Source organism: Achromobacter spanius (assembly GCF_003994415.1).
Classification (GTDB): Bacteria; Pseudomonadota; Gammaproteobacteria; order Burkholderiales; family Burkholderiaceae_B; genus Achromobacter; species Achromobacter spanius_C.
Genome location: NZ_CP034689.1, coordinates 6321923 through 6340766, shown reverse-complemented (window position 1 = coordinate 6340766; position 18844 = coordinate 6321923). Strand labels below are relative to the sequence as shown.

Sequence of the window (18844 nt, the reverse complement as noted above, 5' to 3'; positions counted from 1 at the left end):
GGTTTTTACTAGTCTCGAAACCCCAGATACTTCGTCCCAGCAATCAAACAGTCACAAAGCCGTTGCCATTCTGGCAGCAGACGCTGTGCAAGGTTTAGGATGGAGTCATCACAATGAAAGCACTAGCAAGCGCACTTATGGTCACCGCAACCCTGGTTGGCATGTCCGCCGCCCACGCCGATGGCAAGACGCGTGAGCAGGTTCAGCAAGAACTGCAAGCCGCCAAGGCCGCCGGCCAAGTCACGTTTGGTGAACTGGATTACCCGCCCGCCACGGTGCAGCAAACCAGCCTGACGCGCGCTCAGGTCCAACAAGAACTGCAAGCCGCGAAGATCGCCGGCCAAGTCACTTCCGCCGAACTGGACTACCCGCCCAAGGCTGCCGTGTCGCAAGCCGGCGGCAAGACGCGCGAACAAGTGCGCCAGGAATTGGCCGAAGCCAAGGCCAGCGGCGAATACACCTTTGGTGAACTCGACTACCCGCCCCAGGGCAAGTAAGGCTGCAAGCCAGGCCTGGCTATTCAGCTTGGCGCCTACACCCGGATGGTCACGAAACCCCTTGAGACGCCAAGGGGTTTTTTTGTCCTCGTCGAAGCAAGGGTGGCCGCGATGGCGTGGTGATTGTGGGGCGACACTGTGGTGTTTACGCCGCAACACTGTACGCAGCCACCAACAACTGCTGTCGAGAATTCTTGTGCCGTGACGCTACCGCGTCTTGCGCCCCTCTCAATAGCGAGCAAACATTCGTATTTGTTTTCAAGGCGTTAAAGAGAACCTGCGGAGAGCCAGCCGGTCTTTTGACATGTCAGCCGACTGTCATTATCCCAACCGTGGAAAGTAGTTCGTCGAAATCCGTGTTACTTCAAGTTGCATCAGGATGGACACTGGATTTAGTGCAGACGCCGCTTGCGGATTGCAGCGGCACGCAGAGCCCCGTCACCTGGACGGCGCGACTGCGCATGCCTTTATCTCGCCATTTTGGGGACTTACATGAAGAAGACGCTATTGGCCGTTGCGTTGCTGGCAGGCTTTGCCAGCGCCGCGCAAGCCGCTGACTCCGTAACGCTGTACGGCTTGATCGACGCGGGTATCGGTTACGAGCAAGTGAAATTCAATGGGGTGAAGCAAAGCCGCGTCGGCGGCGTGCAGGGCGTAAGCAGCGGCTCGCGTTTCGGCCTGCGCGGCACGGAAGACCTGGGTGACGGCCTGCGCGCCGTGTTCACCCTGGAAGGCGGCTTCGGCCCCATGAACGGCAAGTCGGCCCAGAACGGCCGCCTGTTCGGCCGCCAGGCCACCGTGGGCCTGGACAGCGATTCCTGGGGCCGTCTGGAATTCGGTCGTCAGACGAACCTGGCGTCGAAGTACTTCGGTTCGATCGACCCGTTCTCCACGAGCTACAACACCGCCAACATGGGCACCACGTTCGGCAGCGCCAACACGATGCGCCTGGACAACATGGTGCTGTACCAAACCCCCAGCCTGGGCGGCTTCAAGGCCGGCATCGGCTATTCGTTCAGCGCCGACGACACCGTCAGCGACACCACGCAGACCGGCTTCGCCACCGGCGACAACAACCGTGTGCTGACCGTTGGCATGCAGTACGTGAATGGCCCCTTGAACCTGGCCGCGGCCTATGACCGCTTCGATCCGACCAACGACCGCGTTGGCGGCAAGAGCGCGGCTCGCATCCAGGAATACATCATCGGCGGTTCGTACGACTTTGAAGTCGTGAAGCTGGCGGCCGCATTTGGCCAGACCCGCGACGGCTGGTTCGTGGGCCAGAACATGGGCACCACGCCGGAAGGCATGAACACGCTGGGCTCGTTCAAGCTGGCCGACGGCTTTCGCGCCAACTCGTACATGATCGGCGCCACCGTGCCTTTGGGCCGCCACGCCGTGTTCGGTTCCTGGCAGCGCGCCACCGCCGGCAACGACAAACTGACCGGCGATGACGCCACGTTCAACGTCTACAGCCTGGGCTACACCTACGACTTCACCAAGCGCACCAATCTGTACGCCTACGCGTCTTATGGCGACAACTACGCGTTCCAGCACGACGCGCGCGACACCGCCGTTGCTGTCGGCATGCGCCACCGTTTCTAAGCAACGGGGCGTCTGACCGGACCTTGCTGAATGCGTGGCTTATCTCCGTAGGCCGCCGAGTGACAGCACCCCCCCCGCCTGGGTCCGGTCGGGCGCATTCGATGCCCAGAAGGGAAGGGCCTCCATCAGGAGGCCCTCTCGCATTCCGGCGCCGTGTTGTCTACAGGAACAGCTTGTAGGCCGGGTTCTCGGTTTCGTTCCAATGCGGGTAGCCCAGTTCGGCCACAAACGTGCGGAACTGCTTCTTGTCCGTGGGCGGCACCTGGATGCCGATCAGGATGCGCCCATAGTCCGCGCCTTGGTTCCGGTAGTGGAACAGGCTGATGTTCCAGTCCGGGTTCATCGCGTTCAGAAAGCGCATCAGCGCGCCGGGACGTTCCGGGAACTCAAAGCGATACAGCAGTTCGTTGCGCGCCAGCGCTGAACGCCCGCCCACCATGTGGCGCAAGTGCGTCTTGGCCATTTCGTCGTGGGTCAAGTCCAGCGTGTCGAAGCCATGGCGGCGGAAGTTGGCGGCGATTTTGTCGGGCTCGGTCGCGGACGACACCTGGATACCGACGAACACGTGCGCTCGGTCCGCGTCGGAAATGCGGTAGTTGAATTCAGTGACGCTGCGTTCACCGACCAGTTCGCAAAAGCGCCGGAAGCTGCCGCGTTGCTCGGGCATGGTCACGGCGAACACGGCTTCGCGCATTTCGCCGACCTCGGCCCGTTCGGCCACGAAGCGCAGGCGGTCGAAGTTCATGTTGGCCCCGCAGGCGATGGCCACCAGCGTCTTGCCTTTCAGATGGTGCTCGGCCGCGTATTGCTTGGCGCCGGCCACCGCCATGGCGCCCGCCGGTTCCAGGACGCTGCGCGTGTCCTGGAACACGTCCTTGATGGCGGCGCAGATTGAATCCGTATTGACCACCACGAAGTCGTCCACATATTGGCGCGTGAGCTTGAAGGTTTCAGCGCCCACCATCTTGACGGCAGTGCCGTCCGAAAACAGGCCCACGTCGTTCAGCTGCACGCGGCGACCGGCGCGCACGCTGCGCAGCATGGCGTCGGAATCTTCGGTCTGCACGCCAATGATCTTGATCTCGGGCCGCAGTTGCTTGATGTAGGCGGCGACACCGGAAATCAGCCCGCCGCCGCCGATGGCTACGAAGATGGCGTCGATCGGCCCCGGATGCTGACGCAGGATCTCCATGCCCACCGTGCCCTGGCCGGCGATCACGTCGGGGTCGTCGAAGGGGTGGACGAACGTCAGCTTCTCTTTCTTCTCAAGGATTTGCGCATGCGCGAAGGCGTCGGTGAAGCTTTCGCCCGCCAGGACCACTTCGCCACCCAGGCGGCGCACGGCGTCGATCTTTACCTGCGGGCTGGTGGTGGGCATGACGATGACGGCGCGGCAGCCCAAGCGGCTGGCGGCCAGCGCCACGCCTTGGGCGTGGTTGCCGGCAGAGGCCGCGATCACGCCTCGGTTCAAGGCGGCTGGCGGCAGATTGGCCATCTTGTTGTAGGCGCCGCGTAGTTTGAAACTGAACACCGCCTGAGTATCTTCGCGCTTGAGCAGCACCGTGTTTGAAATCCGCGCGGATAGCTGGGGCGCGGCTTCCAGCGGCGACTCGACCGCTACGTCGTAAACCTTCGAAGTCAGGATGCGTTTCAGATAATCAGTGGACATGGACCGCGCAAGAGCAAGAGTGAGGACTGGGCCAGATTATTGCAGGGAATGCCGCGCTGCCTGAAAAGCTTTGTCGGGGAGATCGTGCGGCATGGACGAGTCGCGCCTGAATCGATTCCCGATCGTCATTCGCTCGCGCGCGGCTACACTCGCTCATCATGGAAGAAAGCCTCTTATCAGCGGTTCACTGGCTCATGGGCACCTTGGCGCTGCCCTCGGTGGGTTTGTCCGCCATCTTTACGGTGTCGCTGGTGTCCGCCACTTTGCTTCCGCTGGGCTCCGAGCCCGCGGTGTTTGGGTATATCAAGCTGTCGCCCGATATGTTCTGGCCGGCCATCCTGGTGGCAACGGTGGGCAATACCGTGGGCGGGGCCATCAGCTACGCCATGGGCCTGGGTGCTGGAAAAGCGGTGGAACGCTGGAAGGAAAAACATCCCCATCCTCATCCCGACGCCACGGAAAGCGGAAGGATGCGGGGTCGCTGGAACGAGCGCGCCCACGATTGGTTGCACCGCATGGGGCCGCCGGCCTTGCTGCTGTCCTGGCTGCCCGCCGTCGGTGACCCGCTGTGCGCCGTAGCGGGGTGGCTGCGTCTGTCGTTCTGGCCGTGCGTCATCTACATGGCCATCGGCAAGTTTCTGCGGTATCTGACCATGACGGCCAGTCTGTTGTGGTTCTTCCCGGGCCAGATCTAAGCACTGACATCGAACTTAAATGGGGACGGTATGTGCCGTTTTCCCCGTGCCGTGAGCCGGCTTCCCAGGGGTATTTGGGGTCAAGTCCGGCCAATGGCATAAAATAATTTTTTATGGGCCCCTCTTGCTGCCATGAACGCCCCACTCGCTAGCCACATTTTGAACGGGGCGATGCCGCCCGCAACGCCCGCGCGACTGCGCGAAATCCCCTACAACTACACGTCGTTTTCCGACCGCGAGATTGTCGGCCGGTTGCTGGGCGATGACGCCTGGAGCCTGCTTACCGACCTGCGCGGGGAACGCCGCACGGGCCGTTCCGCGCGAATGCTGTACGAAGTGCTGGGCGATATCTGGGTGGTGCGGCGCAACCCGTACCTGCAGGACGACCTGCTCGACAATCCCAAGCGGCGCAAGCAGCTCATCGATGCTTTGCACCATCGCCTGGGCGAGATCGACCGCCGCCGTGAACCGGGCATCCCCACCGAAGCAGGCCATGATCCGCATCGCGACGAAAAGGTGGTCGGCCTGCTGGCCCGTGCCCGTTCCGCGATTGCCGCCTTCGAAGGGGAATTCGACCAGACCACCATGATGCGCAAACAGGCGCAGAAGGTGCTGGGCCGCATCACCGCGCGCGACAACATCAAGTTCGACGGCCTGTCGCGCGTGTCCCACGTGACGGACGCCACCGACTGGCGCGTGGAATACCCGTTCGTGGTGCTGACGCCCGATTCCGAAGATGAGATCGCCGCGCTGGTCACCGCCTGTATTGAACTGGGCCTGACCATTGTTCCGCGTGGCGGCGGCACGGGCTATACCGGCGGCGCCATCCCACTGACCTGGAAGTCGGCCGTCATCAACACCGAAAAGTTCGACAAGCTGGGCAAGGTCGAGTCCTGTATCTTGCCCGGGCTGACCGAGCCCGTGGCCGTCATCCACGCTGGCGCCGGCGTGGTGACCAAGCGCGTGTCCGAAGCGGCCGAGGCCGCGGGCTTTGTATTCGCGGTGGACCCGACGTCGGCCGAAGCATCGTGCGTGGGCGGCAACATCGCCATGAACGCGGGCGGCAAGAAGGCCGTGCTGTGGGGCACCGCGCTGGACAACCTGGCCTGGTGGCGCATGGTGGATCCGGACGGCAACTGGCTGGAAGTCACCCGCCTGGAACACAACATGGGCAAGATCCATGACGTGGAAACGGCGCGCTTCGAACTCAAGTGGTTCGATGGCAAGGGCAAGCCCGGCGAGCGTCTGTTGAAGACCGAACTGCTGGAAATCAAGGGCCGTGTGTTCCGCAAGGAAGGCCTGGGCAAGGACGTTACCGACAAGTTCCTGGCCGGCCTGCCCGGCATTCAGAAGGAAGGTTGCGACGGCCTGATCACGTCGGCGCGTTGGGTGCTGCACCGCATGCCGCGCCACACGCGCACGGTCTGTATGGAATTCTTCGGGCAGGCGCGTGACGCCATCCCGTCGATTGTCGAGGTCAAGGGCTACCTGGACGGCGAAGGCAAGGCGCGCGGCGCCATCCTGGCCGGCCTGGAGCATCTGGACGAACGCTATCTGCGCGCGGTGGGCTACGCCACCAAGAGCAAGCGCGGCGTGCTGCCCAAGATGGTTTTGATTGGCGACATCGTCGGCGACGACGATGACGCGGTGGCCGCCGCCGCCAGCGAAGTCGTGCGCCTGGCCAACACGCGCCATGGCGAAGGCTTTGTGGCCGTCAGCCCCGAGGCGCGCAAGAAGTTCTGGCTGGACCGCTCGCGCACCGCCGCCATCGCGCGCCACACCAACGCCTTCAAGATCAACGAAGACGTGGTGATTCCGCTGCCCCGCATGGGCGAATACACGGATCACATCGAACGCATCAACATCGAACTGTCGACCAGCAACAAGTTGAAGCTGCTGGGTGCGCTGGACGCCTACCTGTGCACGCCGCTGCCGGTGGGCAAGGCGGATGATGCGGACATCGACAGCACCCGCGCCGAAGTGCTGGCCGAACGTACGCGCCAGGCGCTTGAAGTGCTGGGCAGCGTGCGCCAGCGCTGGCAATGGCTGCTGGACAACCTGGACCTGCCGCTGGCGCAGGCGCTGCCTGAACTGCAAGCGCTGGGCCTGGGCGACGTGCAAGCCGCGCTGACCGACCGCCTGGCCGCGCAACCCACGGCGCGCCTGTTCGACGTGGTGCAGGACCGCACGATTCGTGTGTCGTGGAAGATCGAAGTGCTGCCCGGCCTGCAGCGTGCGTTTTCGGGCGCGGCGTACAAGAAGATCGTCGATGAGCTGATCGCCATCCACGGCCGTGTGCTGAAGAGCCGCGTGTTCGTGGCGCTGCACATGCACGCCGGTGACGGCAACGTGCACACCAATATCCCGGTCAACTCGGACGACTACGAGATGCTGCGCGAGGCCCACCAGGCTGTCGACCGCATCATGCAGATTGCCCGCGACCTGGACGGCGTGATTTCCGGCGAACACGGCATCGGCCTGACCAAGTACGAATTCCTGACCGACGCCGAGCTGGCGCCGTTCCAGGATTACAAGCGCCGCGTCGACCCCAATGGCCACTTCAACGCGGGCAAGCTCATGCCCGGCGCCGATTTGCGCCACGCCTGGACGCCCAGCTTCAATTTGATGGGCCACGAGTCGCTGATCATGCAGCAAAGCGACATCGGCGCCATCTCGGAATCCATCAAAGACTGTTTGCGCTGCGGCAAGTGCAAGCCAGTGTGCGCCACCCACGTGCCGCGCGCGAATCTGCTGTATTCGCCGCGCAACAAGATCCTGGCGACCTCGCTGCTGGTCGAAGCCTTCTTGTACGAAGAGCAGACTCGGCGCGGCGTCAGCCTGAAGCACTGGGAAGAATTCGAAGACGTGGCTGACCACTGCACGGTCTGCCACAAGTGCTACAACCCCTGTCCGGTGGATATCGACTTCGGCGACGTGTCGATGAACATGCGCGCCGTGCTGCGCCGCATGGGTCGCAAGTCTTTCAACCCGGGTACGGCCAGCGCCATGTTCTTCTTGAACGCGAAGGACCCGGCCACGATCAACGCCACGCGCAAGGCGATGGTGGGCGTGGGCTACAAGGTGCAGCGCGCGGCGCACGACCTGTTTTCGGGCCTGGTGAAAAAGCAGACGGCCAAGCCGCCAGCCACCGTGGGCAAGCCGCCGCTGCGCGAGCAGGTCATTCACTTTGTGAACAAGAAGATGCCGGGCGGGCTGCCGAAGCAGGCCGCGCGCAAGCTGCTGGATATCGAAGACGCGAACTACGTGCCGATCATCCGCGACCCCAAGGCCACGACCGCCGATACGGAAGCCGTGTTCTATTTCCCGGGCTGCGGTTCAGAGCGCCTGTTCTCGCAAGTGGGCCTGGCCACGCAAGCCATGCTGTGGCATGCGGGCGTGCAGACGGTGTTGCCGCCGGGTTATCTGTGCTGCGGCTATCCCCAGCGCGGCAACGGCATGACGGACAAGGCCGAGCAGATCATTACCGATAACCGTGTGCTGTTCCATCGGGTCGCCAATACGCTGAACTACCTGGACATCAAGACGGTGGTGGTCAGTTGCGGCACCTGCTACGACCAGTTGTCCGGCTATGAATTCGACAAGATCTTCCCGGGCTGCCGCTTGATCGACATTCACGAGTATTTGCTGGAAAAGGGCATCAAGCTGGAAGGCGCCAAGGGCGTGCGCTACATGTATCACGACCCCTGCCACACGCCGATGAAGCTGCAAGAGCCGATGAAGACGGTGCGGGCGCTGGTGGGCGATGAAGCCATCAAGAGCGACCGCTGCTGCGGGGAATCGGGCACGCTGGCGGTCAGCCGGCCGGACATTTCCACGCAGGTGCGTTTCCGCAAGCAGGAAGAACTGCTGAAGGGTGACGCGGCGCTGCGCGGTGATGGCTTTGCCGGCGACGTGAAGGTGCTGACGTCATGCCCGTCGTGCTTGCAGGGGCTGTCGCGCTATGAAGGCGACGTCAAGATGGAAGCGGATTACATCGTCGTCGAGATGGCCCGGCACATTCTGGGTGAGGGGTGGATGGAAGATTACGTGAAGCGCGCGAACGCGGGTGGGATTGAGCGGGTGCTGGTGTGATGGGTTACGCGCGAAATTGACTTGGGCTTTTCTCGACGGTGGTGCGCGCTTCACCCATCCTACGGATGGTCGTCTTATGTAGGATGGGTGAAGCGCGAGAGCTTGGTCAGAAGGACCGAATCGCGAATCGCGCGGAACCCATCTTCGCGGTACCAGGCAACTTCCCGACAGCAACAAAAAAAACCCGCGTTCAGCCCAAGCTGAACGCGGGTTTTTTAATGGCTGGCCGGATTACTCCAGCTTGATGTTCGCCTTCTTGATCACGTCTGCCCAAGTGCTGCGCTCTTGTTCGGCGTAGGCCTTGAAGTCTTGCGCGGACATCGGCATCGGGATCACGCCCATGTCCAGCATCTTCTTGGACACGGCGTCGCTTTTCAGCGTGGCGTCCAGGTCGGCTGACAGCTTCTTCACCACCGCTTCCGGCAAGCCGGCGGGGCCGACCAGGCCTTGCCAGGCGTAGGCCGTGAAATTGGCAACGCCTTGTTCTGCCATCGTCGGCGTGTCGGGCAGCACCGACAGGCGTTCCGGCGTGGCGGCGGCCAGGACGCGCAGCTTGCCGGCCTTGACGTTTGGCAAGCCCGAAGCCAGATCGATGAACATCACATCCACCTGTCCGCCCAGAAGATCCTGGATGGCGGGCGCCGCGCCCTTGTAAGGCACGTGCAGCAGGTCCGCGCCGGTGCGCTGCTTGAAAAGCTCAAGCGCCAGATGGTGCGGCGAGCCCGCGCCGGCCGATGCCGCGCTCAGCTTGCCCGGCTCTTTCTTGGCGGCGGCCAGCACGTCGGCCACCGTCTTGTACGGCGAATTGACGTTCACGGCCAGCAGCAGCGGGAACTTGGCAATACCGCCGATGTAGGTGAACTTGGCCGGATCGTAGGACAGCTTTGCGTACAGCGACGAATTGAACGCCAGCGTGCCCGAATCGGCCGTGCCGACCATATAGCCGTTAGGTTCGGCCTGCGCGATGGCGGTGGCGCCGATGATCGTGGCCGCGCCGGGGCGGTTTTCCACCACGATGGTCTGGCCCAGCGTCTTTTCCAGGCTGCTGGCGACCGTGCGGGCAACCACGTCGGTGCCGCCACCTGCCGGATACGGCACGATCCAGCGGATCGGCTGGGTGGGCCAGGATTGGGCGGAAGCCGTGGCGGCGGCCAGCGACAGGGCGGCCAGCGCCAACAGGCGCCGTGCGGGATTGTGCATGGGGTGTCTCCTCGTGCGGGATCAAAGATTGAGCGCGACGCGGGCGCTTTTCTGTTCTGCGCCGTCAGTCTGCGCCGCTATTTTTGCGCCGCTATTATGCTCGCGTTCGACGCGAAAAGGGGGCCGGCTGGCCCCCTGTTTTCCCGCATGCAGCTGTCCGCTTACTGGGGATCGGGGTAAGTGCGGGCGCCGAAAATCGCGGTGCCGATACGCACTTCAGTCGAGCCTTCCTCGATGGCGAGTTCGAAGTCGCCGCTCATGCCCATCGACAGGCGCTCCAGCGAAACGCCGTCGATATGCTCGGCGCGCAGGCTGTCGCGCAGCTCGCGCAGGGCGCGAAAGCAGGCCCGCACTTGTTCCGGGTCGGGCGAGTTCACCGCCAGCGTCATCAGGCCTTGCACGCGCAAGGTGGGAAATTCCGCCGCAATGCGGCGCAGGAACGCGGATACGTCCTCGGGCGCCATGCCGAACTTGCTGGGTTCGGTCGACGTCTTTACCTGGATCAGCACGTCCAGGGTGCGGCCCTCATTGAGAAGGCGACGGTGCAGGGCTTCGGCCAGGTCGGCGCGGTCCAGCGACTGCACTTCGGTGGCGTCGCGCGCGGCGTCCTTGGCCTTGTTGGTCTGCAAATGGCCGATCAGCACCCATTGCAGGCCTTGCCCGGCCAGCGCGGCCGCCTTCTGCCGGATTTCCTGGGTCTTGTTTTCGCCGAAGCGGGTCAGGCCCAGCGCCATGGCTTCGCGGATCGCGTCCACCTCGAAGGTTTTGCTGACGGGCAGCAGCACCACGCTGTCCGGGCTGCGCCCGGCGCGCGCGCAGGCATCGGCAATGCGTTGGCGGATGTGGGCGAGGCGCCCGGCCATGGTGTCTACGACGGTCATGCAGCTCTCTTGCAGGAACAGGATGTCCCATAGTGTAGGACTGTGCGGGACGGTTTCGCCACACCGCGTGCGGCCGTCGTTGACCCTGCGTAATCGGCAGGCTTAGAATTTGCAGAGATTTGTTTATATTTCAATGTTCTATGCCCTCCGGCGCCGCCCCAGCAGGCGACACGGTTCTTCCCCTTCCCAGTCTCCCCGCCATGTCCAGCGCAGCGCCAGAATACGCCTTTGCCACGCCGTTCCTGAATCCCCCCGCATCTCCCATTCGATCGCTCATGCCGTATGCCTTGCGGCCGGGCACGATTTCGCTGGCTGGCGGCTACCCCGCGCAAGAACTGTTCGACGTCGAGGGTCTGTCGGTCGCGTCCACCCAGGTCATGTCGCGCCTGGGCGCGTGCCTGCAGTATTCCAACATTGACGGCCAGGCCAGCCTGCGCAACGAACTGGCCCGCCTGTCCGCCGCGCGCGGCCTGCATTGCAACGCCGATACCGAATTGGTCGTGACCGGCGGCTCGCAGCAGGCCCTGGCGCTGCTGACCCGGGTGATGCTGCAACCTGGCGACCACGCCATCATTGAATCGCCCGCGTTCCCCAATTCCGTGCAGGCTTTGCGCTACACCGGCGCCACGGTGCATACGGTTGCGTCCGGCCCGGATGGCATCGACGTGGATGCGCTGGACGAACTGGCCGCGCGCGTCAAACCCAAGATGGTCTGCGTGGTGGCGTCGTTCTCGAACCCTTGCGGCGCCACGATCTCGCGACAGCGCCGCCTGCGCTTGCTGGAACTGGCCGTCAAGCACCGCTTCCTGATCGTGGAAGACGACCCCTACAGCGAACTGCGTTTTGCCGGCGAAGCGGTGCCGCCCATCGCCGCCCTGGCCGAGGGCGAAGCCCGCCACTGGGCCGTGTACCTGGCCAGCATGTCCAAGACCATGGCGCCGGCGCTGCGCATCGGCTGGCTGATCGCCCCGCCCGAAATCCGCCGCCGCTGCGTCAGCGCCAAGGCGGCCGACGACATGGCGTCATCCGCCTGGATCCAGGAAGTGGTGGCGCAGTACCTGGCCAACGGCCGCTACGACGAACATGTGCCGCGCATCCGCGCCGCCTATGGCTTGCGCTGCGACGCCATGGCTGAGGCCTTGGCGCGCGAACTGGACGGCCGCGTCAGCTTCAGCAAACCCGAAGGCGGCATGTTCTTCTGGGCGCGCCTGACAGGCGATGTGGACGCGACACGCCTGCTGCCCTACGCCATCGAGCATGAAGTGGTCTATGTGCCCGGCAAGGCGTTCTACGCCAACGTCGAACAGGCCGACCTGTTTGCCATGCGCATGTCGTTCGCCACCATGAACGAAAGCCAGATCGCCCAGGGCATGGTGCGCCTGGGCCGCGCGCTGGATGCCTGCCAAGCCAACGAGCCCGTGTCGATTTCGCTGGCGGCGTGACGGCATAACCGCATCGCGGCAAAGCGGCACTCGCTTGCGGGCCGCCGCGCACATACCTTAATAAGCGCTTGTTATTTGGCGCGAGCGCTTCATGTCTATAAGCTTCTTGCCTTGGCGCGTCCCCGCGCCCAGTAACACAGGAACCAGGTCATGAACATTGCAAAAGGGTTGGTGGGCGCGGCGCTCTTGATGGCGGCGGCGCAAGGTGCGCAGGCGGCAACATTGGACGTGGTGCGCGAGCGCGGCGCCGTGGCCTGCGGCACCACCACGGGCTTCGCCGGCTTTTCGGCGCCCGATGCGCAAGGCAAATGGCAGGGGCTGGACGTGGACGTTTGCCGCGCCATTGCCGCGGCGGTCTTCGGCGACGCCAACAAGATCAAGGTGGTGCCCTTGAATTCGCAGCAGCGTTTCACCGCGCTGCAATCGGGCGAAGTGGATGTGCTGACGCGCAACACCACCGTGACGCAACAGCGCGATACCGCATTGGGCATCATTCACGCCGGCATCAACTTCTACGACGGCCAGGGCTTTCTGGTGCCGAAGTCGCTGGGCGTGAAAAGCGCCAAGGAAATCAGCGGCGCCACCATCTGCCTGCAAACGGGCACGTCCAACGAAAACACGCTGGCCGATTGGGCGCGCGCCAACAACGTGACGTACAAGCCGGTGGTGATCGAAACGTTCAACGAAGTGGTCAACGCTTTTGCCACGGGCCGTTGCGATGTGTTCTCGACCGATGCGTCGGGGTTGGCCTCGATCCGTATTTCCAAGCTGCAAAATCCCGACGATTACCTGGTGTTGCCCGAGATCATCTCGAAAGAGCCGCTGGGCCCCTTCGTGCGACAAGGCGACGATAAATGGCTGAACATCGTGCGCTGGTCGCTATCGGCCATGATTGAAGCCGAGGAATACGGCGTAACGTCCAAGAACGTGGACGAGCAACTGAAAAGCGCCAATCCCAATATCAGGCGCATTCTGGGCGTAACGCCCGGCAGCGGCGCCAACCTGGGCCTGGATGAAAAGTGGGCCTACAACATCGTCAAGCAAGTGGGCAATTACGGCGAAAGCTTTGAGCGCAATGTGGGCGAAGGCAGCCCCTTGAAGATCAAGCGCGGCCTGAATGCGCAGTGGACGCAGGGCGGTTTGATGTACGCGCTGCCGATCCGTTGATCGTTCGATTGCCCTGACGGCAAGCAGGCGCCCCGGTCACCCCTGCCGGTACAACTGCGCGATCTTCACGAAAGCCGCGCGCAGTTCCCGGGTGCCGCCCTGAAGAATCACAGGCCGGCCCCGGTGCGTGAAGATCACCAGCCGTTTTGAGAACAGCATTGGCACGAAGCGGGCGTAGCGCACGTCTTCCCACGCGACTTCGCGGCGTGTGAACCAAGACTGACGCAGCCCGCGCTCGTCGATGGTGGTGATGGACACCTGCATGTGCCAGGACACGAACAACAGCCCCACAAAGCACAGCACCACCACGACGGCCAGCAAGGTGTCAAAGGGCTGCGCGGGCGCGCGGATGGCGGTGGTGACCACCTGTACGCCCAACACGGCCAGGACGACCCAGGCCAGGATCCGCACCCAATCCGGCCACGCCTGCCCCGACAGGGGCAGGGGGCCGATTTCGCGCAGCAAGGCCGCGCGATCTTCCAAAGACGGGGCAGGGCCGGACTGGCTCATGCGGCCCGTTTGGCCGCGATGGCATTGCCCGCGCGGCTGGAACCCTTGCGGTTCAGGTGGGCCGACATCCATTGGCCGATATCGACCACGGCGTCGAAGTCCACGCCCGTGTCGATGTCCAGGCCGCGCAGCATGTACAGCACGTCTTCGGTGGCGACGTTGCCGGTGGCGCCCTTGGCGTAGGGGCAGCCGCCCAGGCCGGCGACCGAGGTATGGAAGATGGAAATGTCGGTTTCCAGTGCCGCCAGGATGTTGGCCAGCGCCTGGCCGTAGGTGTCGTGGAAGTGGCCGGACACGCGCGCCGGGTCAACCACGCGGGTGACTGCCTCCATCACGTCGCGCACGCGCTGCGGCGTGCCCACGCCGATGGTGTCGGCCACGTCGATTTCATCGACCTGCATCGCCAGGTAGCGCTGCGCCACGTCCACCACGGCCTCGACCGGAACCTCACCCTGGTACGGACAGCCCAGCGCGCAACTGATGCTGCCGCGCACGCGGATGCCGGCGTCGCGCGCGGCTTGCACCACGGGTTCGAAGCGGGCGATGGATTCGGCGATGGAGCAGTTGATGTTCTTTTGCGAGAACGCTTCGCTGGCGGCGCCGAAGATGACGATTTCATCCGCGCCGGCGGCCAGCGCGCCTTCGAAGCCCTTCATGTTGGGCGTCAGCACCGAATAAATCGTGCCGGGGCGGCGCTCGATGCGCGCCATGACGTCGGCGCCATCGGCCATCTGCGGCACCCACTTGGGCGACACGAACGACGCGGCTTCCACGTTGGGGAAGCCCGCGGCCGACAGGCGGTTGATCAGCTCGACCTTGATCTCGGTCGGCACGAATTCCTTTTCATTCTGCAGACCGTCGCGGGGCGACACTTCGACGATCTTCACGCGGGAGGGCAAAGCCATGTCTCTTCCTGGTTCGATTTGGGTGACGCGGCGCGCAAGGCTGCGGCGCCATCGTCAATATTAGCGCCATCGGAACGCGCGCTGCCCAAGCGGGTGATGGGTATAGCGGATGATAGGTACATGAGCCGCATGCAATGTGCGTGGCTTGAGAGCCCACGCACCGGCCCCTACGTCAGCCGCTGATACCGCCCATCATCCAGCCGGGCGATGCGGCCCTGCAATTCCAGTTCCACCAATTGCGCTTGCAGATCGCCCACCGCCAGCCCCGAGCGAACCTGGATGGCGTCCAGGTGCAGCGGGTCGAAGCCCAGCGCGTCCAGCACGGGGTGGCTGTGCAATGCGGGGGCGGCCGGCGCCACGCGGCGCGCGCTGGGCGTGGGGCCGCCGCCAAGTTCGTCGGTGATGTCGGCGGCCGTTTCCACCAACTTTGCGCCTTGGCGGATCAGGGCATGGCAGCCGCGCGACAAGGGCGAATGGATGGAGCCGGGAATGGCGAAGACCTCGCGTCCGCTTTCACCGGCCAGCCGCGCGGTGATGAGCGACCCGCTTTGCTTGGCGGCTTCCACCACCAGCACGCCACGCGCCAAACCCGCCACGATGCGGTTGCGCTTGGGAAAGTGCGGCGGCAGGGCGCCCGTGCCCAAGGGAAATTCAGACACCAGCGCGCCCTGCGCGGCGATGCGGTGCGCCAGCTCGCGGTGGCGCGCGGGGTAGATGCGGTCGATGCCGGTGCCCATGACGGCAACCGTGCCCGCGCCATCGGCGCCCGCTTCCAGTGCGCCTTCGTGCGCCGCGGCGTCGATGCCCAGCGCCAGGCCGCTGACCACGCGCCAGCCGTGCGCGGCCAGATGGCGGGCGAACGCGCGCGCGTTCTCTTGGCCCCCTGGCGTGGCGTTGCGCGCGCCTACGACCGCCAGCGACGGCCCTTGCAGGTAATCGGGATTCCCCACCACGTACAGCAGGATGGGCGGGTCGGCGATGGTCAAGAGATTCTGCGGATAGGCCGGGTCGGCCAGCGTCACGATGTAGCGGTCGGGCCCTTGCACCCATTGCAGCCCCCCTTCCACCAGGGCAGCCATGTCGGCCGGCATGGGCGCGGCCAGTTGGCGTGCCAGCGCGTCGGGCAAATGGCGGGCCAGGGCGGTGGCGCGCTGCGCGTAGATTTGTTCGGGCAGGCCCAGCGCGCTAAGCAGCGTACAGGCGGTGGCGGAACCCACGTTGGGCTCCAGGGACAGCCGCAACCAGGCGGACAGTTCGTCAACAGTATGCGTAAGCGGCATGAGGCGGGCGGATAGCAGGCAAGCAGAGGTGGGCAAGTGTCGCATGCAAGGCGCGATACATGCCGCGGCGGCAGGGATGAAAGCGGCCCTGCAAGCCGGAAGGATGGCGCCAGCTACAAGCGGGGACACAGCAATCCCGCAATGCCGGACTTAGCCGAAAACTATTAGAAATCAAGACTCTAATGAATTAAACTCTTGCCCAAGCATCAATTACTGGCGACCCCTTTTCAATGGCTTTACTTCCTATCCTTCGCTACCCGGACCCGCGCTTGCACAAAAAGGCCAAGCCGGTAGCCGAAGTCGACGACCGCATTCGTCAACTGGTGCGCGACATGGCCGAAACCATGTACGACGCGCCGGGTGTCGGCCTGGCCGCAACCCAGGTCGACGTGCACGAACGCGTGGTTGTGATCGACGTGTCCGAGGACAGCAACGAACTGCTCACGCTGATCAATCCCGAGATCACCTGGCGCAGCGACGACCACAAGGTCTACGAAGAAGGCTGTCTGTCCGTGCCGGGCATCTACGACGAGGTCGAACGCGCCTCGCGCATCCGTTGCAAGGCGCTGGACATCGACGGCAAACCCTTCGAGTTCGAGGCCGACGGCCTGCTGGCCGTGTGCGTGCAGCACGAGCTGGACCACCTGGAAGGCAAGGTCTTCGTTGAATACCTGTCCAACCTCAAGCAGAACCGCATCAAGACCAAGCTGAAGAAGGCCGAGCGCGAAGCGCTGCGCGACTGATTCCCGTTTTCCATTCTTTGGTCTGAACCCCCATGCGCCTAGTTTTTGCCGGCACGCCGGAATTCGCTCGTATCGCTTTCGACGCCTTGCGGGCCGCGGGTCACGAGATTGCCCTGGTGATGACCCAACCCGATCGCCCCGCCGGACGCGGCTTGAAGCTGACGCCCAGCCCGGTCAAGCAGGCCGCGCTGGACGCCGGCATTCCCGTTGCCCAGCCGCGCAGCCTGCGCCTGGATGGCCGTTATCCCGAGGAAGCCGCCGAGGCCCGCGCGCTGCTGGAACAGGTGGCGCCCGACGTGATGGTGGTGGCCGCCTATGGCCTGATTCTGCCGCAATGGGTGCTGGACCTGCCGCGTTTGGGCTGCCTGAACATTCACGCCAGCCTGCTGCCGCGCTGGCGTGGCGCGGCGCCGATCCAGCGCGCCATTGAAGCGGGCGATACGCAAACGGGCGTGACCATCATGCAGATGGATCAGGGCCTGGATACGGGCGACATGCTGCTTGAACGCGTGGTGCCCATTTCTGCTGATACCAACGCCGCGCAATTGCATGACGCACTGGCGCTGGCGGGCGGCGAAGCCATTGTGGATGCGCTGAACGCCTTGGCTCAAGGCGGCCTGACCCCGCGCAAGCAACCCGAAGCCGGCGTGACCTACGCCGCCAAGCTGGACAAGGCCGAAGCCGCGCTGGACTGCAGCCAGCCCGCCGAATTGCTGGCGCGCCGCGTGCGCGCCTTCAACCCCGTACCCGGCGCCAGTATCCGCCTGGCTGGCTTGGCCGACCCCGTCAAGGTATGGCGCGCGCAGGCGCTGGACATGGCCGTGACGGCCGAGCCCGGCAGCGTGTTGCGCGCCGACGCGAACGGTATCGACATCGCCACCGGCGCGGGTGTGCTGCGTTTGCTGGAATTGCAAAAGGCGGGCGGCAAGCGCCAGCCGGTGGATGTGTTCATGCGCGGCTGGCAGCCGGCTTGATCGCTCAGGGCCGGCGGCTGCCGGCCAGCAAGTCCAGGTAGGCGCCCGCCACCAACTGCGTGGGCGCTACTCCCAGCCCCGCCATCAAGGTGCGGGCTTCTTGCATGCCGGCGTCGATGCTTTCGTCATCGCGCAGCACCACTTCCAATTCGAGGAATTCGCCCAGGCGCTCGACCCGGTCCAGATGGATGCGGGTGCGTCCGGCCATGAACACGACCCGGTGCTTTTTCACGCGGCCGATGGCGCCGTAGGCCAGCGTCAGGGTCTCGCGCAAGGTGTCGGGCGATTCCGTGGGCGAGATCGAGTAGAAGCTTTCTTTGGGGCCGGTGTCGTCGGCGCGGCGATAGAAGATCAGTTCGCCCGTGCCGTCGGCGAATGCGCGCAGTTTCAGGCGGCCGTGGGTGCAGGTGAAGAAGGTGTCGTCTTGTTCCAGGGCCACTGGCTCTTGCCCTGATAGCGCGGCGGCCAGCGGTTCCAGCGCGGCCAGGCTATCGACTCGGGCCTTGATTTCAACGTTGCGTGCCATGCGAGCGGACCCCCTGGGCCGATGTCAGTACAAGGTGCCTGCCACCCGCGCGGGCAGGTCGCGGTCGTAGGTCTCGCCGTCGAAGGTGCCGGCGCTAAGGTCAGACAGGATGCGGCCGGTGCTGGGCAGTGCGCTACGCGGCACTTGCGTGGCCGGATCCCACAGGCGCGAGCGCAGCAGGGCGCGCGAGCATTGGAAGTACACGGTCTGCACATCGATGATCAGCACCGAGCGCGGCAGTTTGCCGTCCATGGCAAAGCGTTCCAGCAAGGCCGGGTCGACGCTGATGCGCGCCGTGCCGTTGACCCGCAGCGTTTCGCCCACGCCCGGCACCAGGAACAGCAGCGCCACGCGCGGATCGGCCAGCACGTTCAGCAGGCTGTCCATGCGGTTGTTGCCACGACGGTCGGGCAGCAACAGCGTCTTTTCGTCTTCCACCACCACGAAGCCGGCGGGGTCGCCGCGCGGCGATGCATCCAGGCCATCCGGCCCACAAGTGGCCAGCATCGCGAACGGCGCCGCCTCGATGAAGGCGCGGTAGTGCGGGTGCACATGATCCACTTCCTTCTTCAACGAGGCCTCGCCAGGCGCGCCGTACAGCGCCTGCAGCGCGGCGGGTTCGGTGACGAGATGGGCGGGGTCGGTATGCATGGCGGGT

General features: G+C 64.4%; 16 protein-coding genes. 8 read left to right on the top strand and 8 right to left on the bottom strand.

Annotated features, from left to right (window positions below):
- Positions 1 to 113: 113 nt before the first annotated feature.
- Together ELS24_RS29035 and ELS24_RS29030 are read left to right on the top strand one after the other, a co-directional pair.
- The gene (locus ELS24_RS29035) at positions 114 to 497 is read left to right on the top strand and encodes a DUF4148 domain-containing protein (RefSeq protein WP_127186055.1); all 384 of its coding nucleotides are present in this window, start codon (positions 114 to 116) and stop codon (positions 495 to 497) included.
- 492 nt (positions 498 to 989) lie between these two features.
- Positions 990 to 2102, top strand: coding sequence for a porin (locus tag ELS24_RS29030; RefSeq protein ID WP_127186054.1), 1113 nt, complete (start codon positions 990 to 992; stop codon positions 2100 to 2102).
- Between the two features lie 160 nt (positions 2103 to 2262).
- On the opposite strand, the gene ilvA is transcribed toward ELS24_RS29030, so the two are convergent.
- Entirely contained in the window at positions 2263 to 3771 is a 1509-nt protein-coding gene (gene ilvA, locus ELS24_RS29025) for a threonine ammonia-lyase, biosynthetic (protein ID WP_050448775.1), read from the bottom strand.
- Positions 3772 to 3929: 158 nt separating this feature from the next.
- Between ilvA and ELS24_RS29020 the strand changes: the two genes are divergently transcribed.
- The gene (locus ELS24_RS29020; protein ID WP_127186053.1) at positions 3930 to 4466 is read left to right on the top strand and encodes a YqaA family protein; all 537 of its coding nucleotides are present in this window, start codon (positions 3930 to 3932) and stop codon (positions 4464 to 4466) included.
- 132 nt (positions 4467 to 4598) lie between these two features.
- Positions 4599 to 8558, top strand: a complete 3960-nt coding sequence (locus ELS24_RS29015; RefSeq protein ID WP_127186052.1) for a DUF3683 domain-containing protein — start codon at positions 4599 to 4601, stop codon at positions 8556 to 8558.
- A 231-nt stretch (positions 8559 to 8789) separates the two neighbouring features.
- Here ELS24_RS29015 and ELS24_RS29010 read toward each other — a convergent pair whose 3' ends face one another.
- Together ELS24_RS29010 and ELS24_RS29005 are read right to left on the bottom strand one after the other, a co-directional pair.
- Positions 8790 to 9758: a Bug family tripartite tricarboxylate transporter substrate binding protein gene (locus tag ELS24_RS29010; RefSeq protein WP_050448772.1), complete on the bottom strand. Its 969-nt coding sequence runs from the start codon at positions 9756 to 9758 to the stop codon at positions 8790 to 8792.
- 161 nt (positions 9759 to 9919) lie between these two features.
- Positions 9920 to 10639 carry a YggS family pyridoxal phosphate-dependent enzyme gene (locus ELS24_RS29005; RefSeq protein WP_050448771.1) on the bottom strand — a complete coding sequence of 240 codons (720 nt, stop codon included), beginning with the start codon at positions 10637 to 10639 and terminating at the stop codon, positions 9920 to 9922.
- 200 nt (positions 10640 to 10839) lie between these two features.
- Here ELS24_RS29005 and ELS24_RS29000 point away from each other — a divergent pair, with 200 nt between their 5' ends.
- Positions 10840 to 12081, top strand: a complete 1242-nt coding sequence (locus tag ELS24_RS29000) for a PLP-dependent aminotransferase family protein (RefSeq protein ID WP_050448770.1) — start codon at positions 10840 to 10842, stop codon at positions 12079 to 12081.
- 150 nt (positions 12082 to 12231) lie between these two features.
- Entirely contained in the window at positions 12232 to 13248 is a 1017-nt protein-coding gene (locus tag ELS24_RS28995; RefSeq protein WP_050448769.1) for an amino acid ABC transporter substrate-binding protein, read from the top strand.
- A gap of 36 nt (positions 13249 to 13284) precedes the next feature.
- Here the strand turns inward: ELS24_RS28995 and ELS24_RS28990 are convergent, their stop codons facing one another.
- The 3 genes from ELS24_RS28990 to dprA form a co-directional block, all read right to left on the bottom strand.
- The gene (locus tag ELS24_RS28990) at positions 13285 to 13758 is read right to left on the bottom strand and encodes a hypothetical protein (RefSeq protein WP_127186051.1); all 474 of its coding nucleotides are present in this window, start codon (positions 13756 to 13758) and stop codon (positions 13285 to 13287) included.
- Positions 13755 to 14663, bottom strand: a complete 909-nt coding sequence (locus ELS24_RS28985) for a hydroxymethylglutaryl-CoA lyase (protein WP_127186050.1) — start codon at positions 14661 to 14663, stop codon at positions 13755 to 13757. Before ELS24_RS28985 ends, ELS24_RS28990 begins: the two co-directional genes overlap by 4 nt.
- Before the next feature lie 167 nt (positions 14664 to 14830).
- Positions 14831 to 15943 carry a DNA-processing protein DprA gene (gene dprA, locus ELS24_RS28980; RefSeq protein WP_127186049.1) on the bottom strand — a complete coding sequence of 371 codons (1113 nt, stop codon included), beginning with the start codon at positions 15941 to 15943 and terminating at the stop codon, positions 14831 to 14833.
- A 230-nt stretch (positions 15944 to 16173) separates the two neighbouring features.
- Between dprA and def the strand changes: the two genes are divergently transcribed.
- Positions 16174 to 16686: a peptide deformylase gene (gene def / locus ELS24_RS28975; RefSeq protein WP_127186048.1), complete on the top strand. Its 513-nt coding sequence runs from the start codon at positions 16174 to 16176 to the stop codon at positions 16684 to 16686.
- A 32-nt stretch (positions 16687 to 16718) separates the two neighbouring features.
- On the top strand, positions 16719 to 17660 hold the full coding sequence (fmt, locus tag ELS24_RS28970; protein WP_050448764.1) for a methionyl-tRNA formyltransferase: 942 nt from the start codon (positions 16719 to 16721) through the stop codon (positions 17658 to 17660).
- Between the two features lie 4 nt (positions 17661 to 17664).
- Here fmt and ELS24_RS28965 read toward each other — a convergent pair whose 3' ends face one another.
- Both ELS24_RS28965 and ELS24_RS28960 read right to left on the bottom strand, forming a co-directional pair.
- A complete protein-coding gene (locus ELS24_RS28965; protein WP_127186047.1) occupies positions 17665 to 18186 on the bottom strand; it encodes a class IV adenylate cyclase in 522 nt (173 codons plus the stop codon).
- A 24-nt stretch (positions 18187 to 18210) separates the two neighbouring features.
- Positions 18211 to 18837, bottom strand: coding sequence for a pyridoxamine 5'-phosphate oxidase family protein (locus ELS24_RS28960; RefSeq protein ID WP_127186046.1), 627 nt, complete (start codon positions 18835 to 18837; stop codon positions 18211 to 18213).
- Positions 18838 to 18844 lie beyond the last annotated feature (7 nt).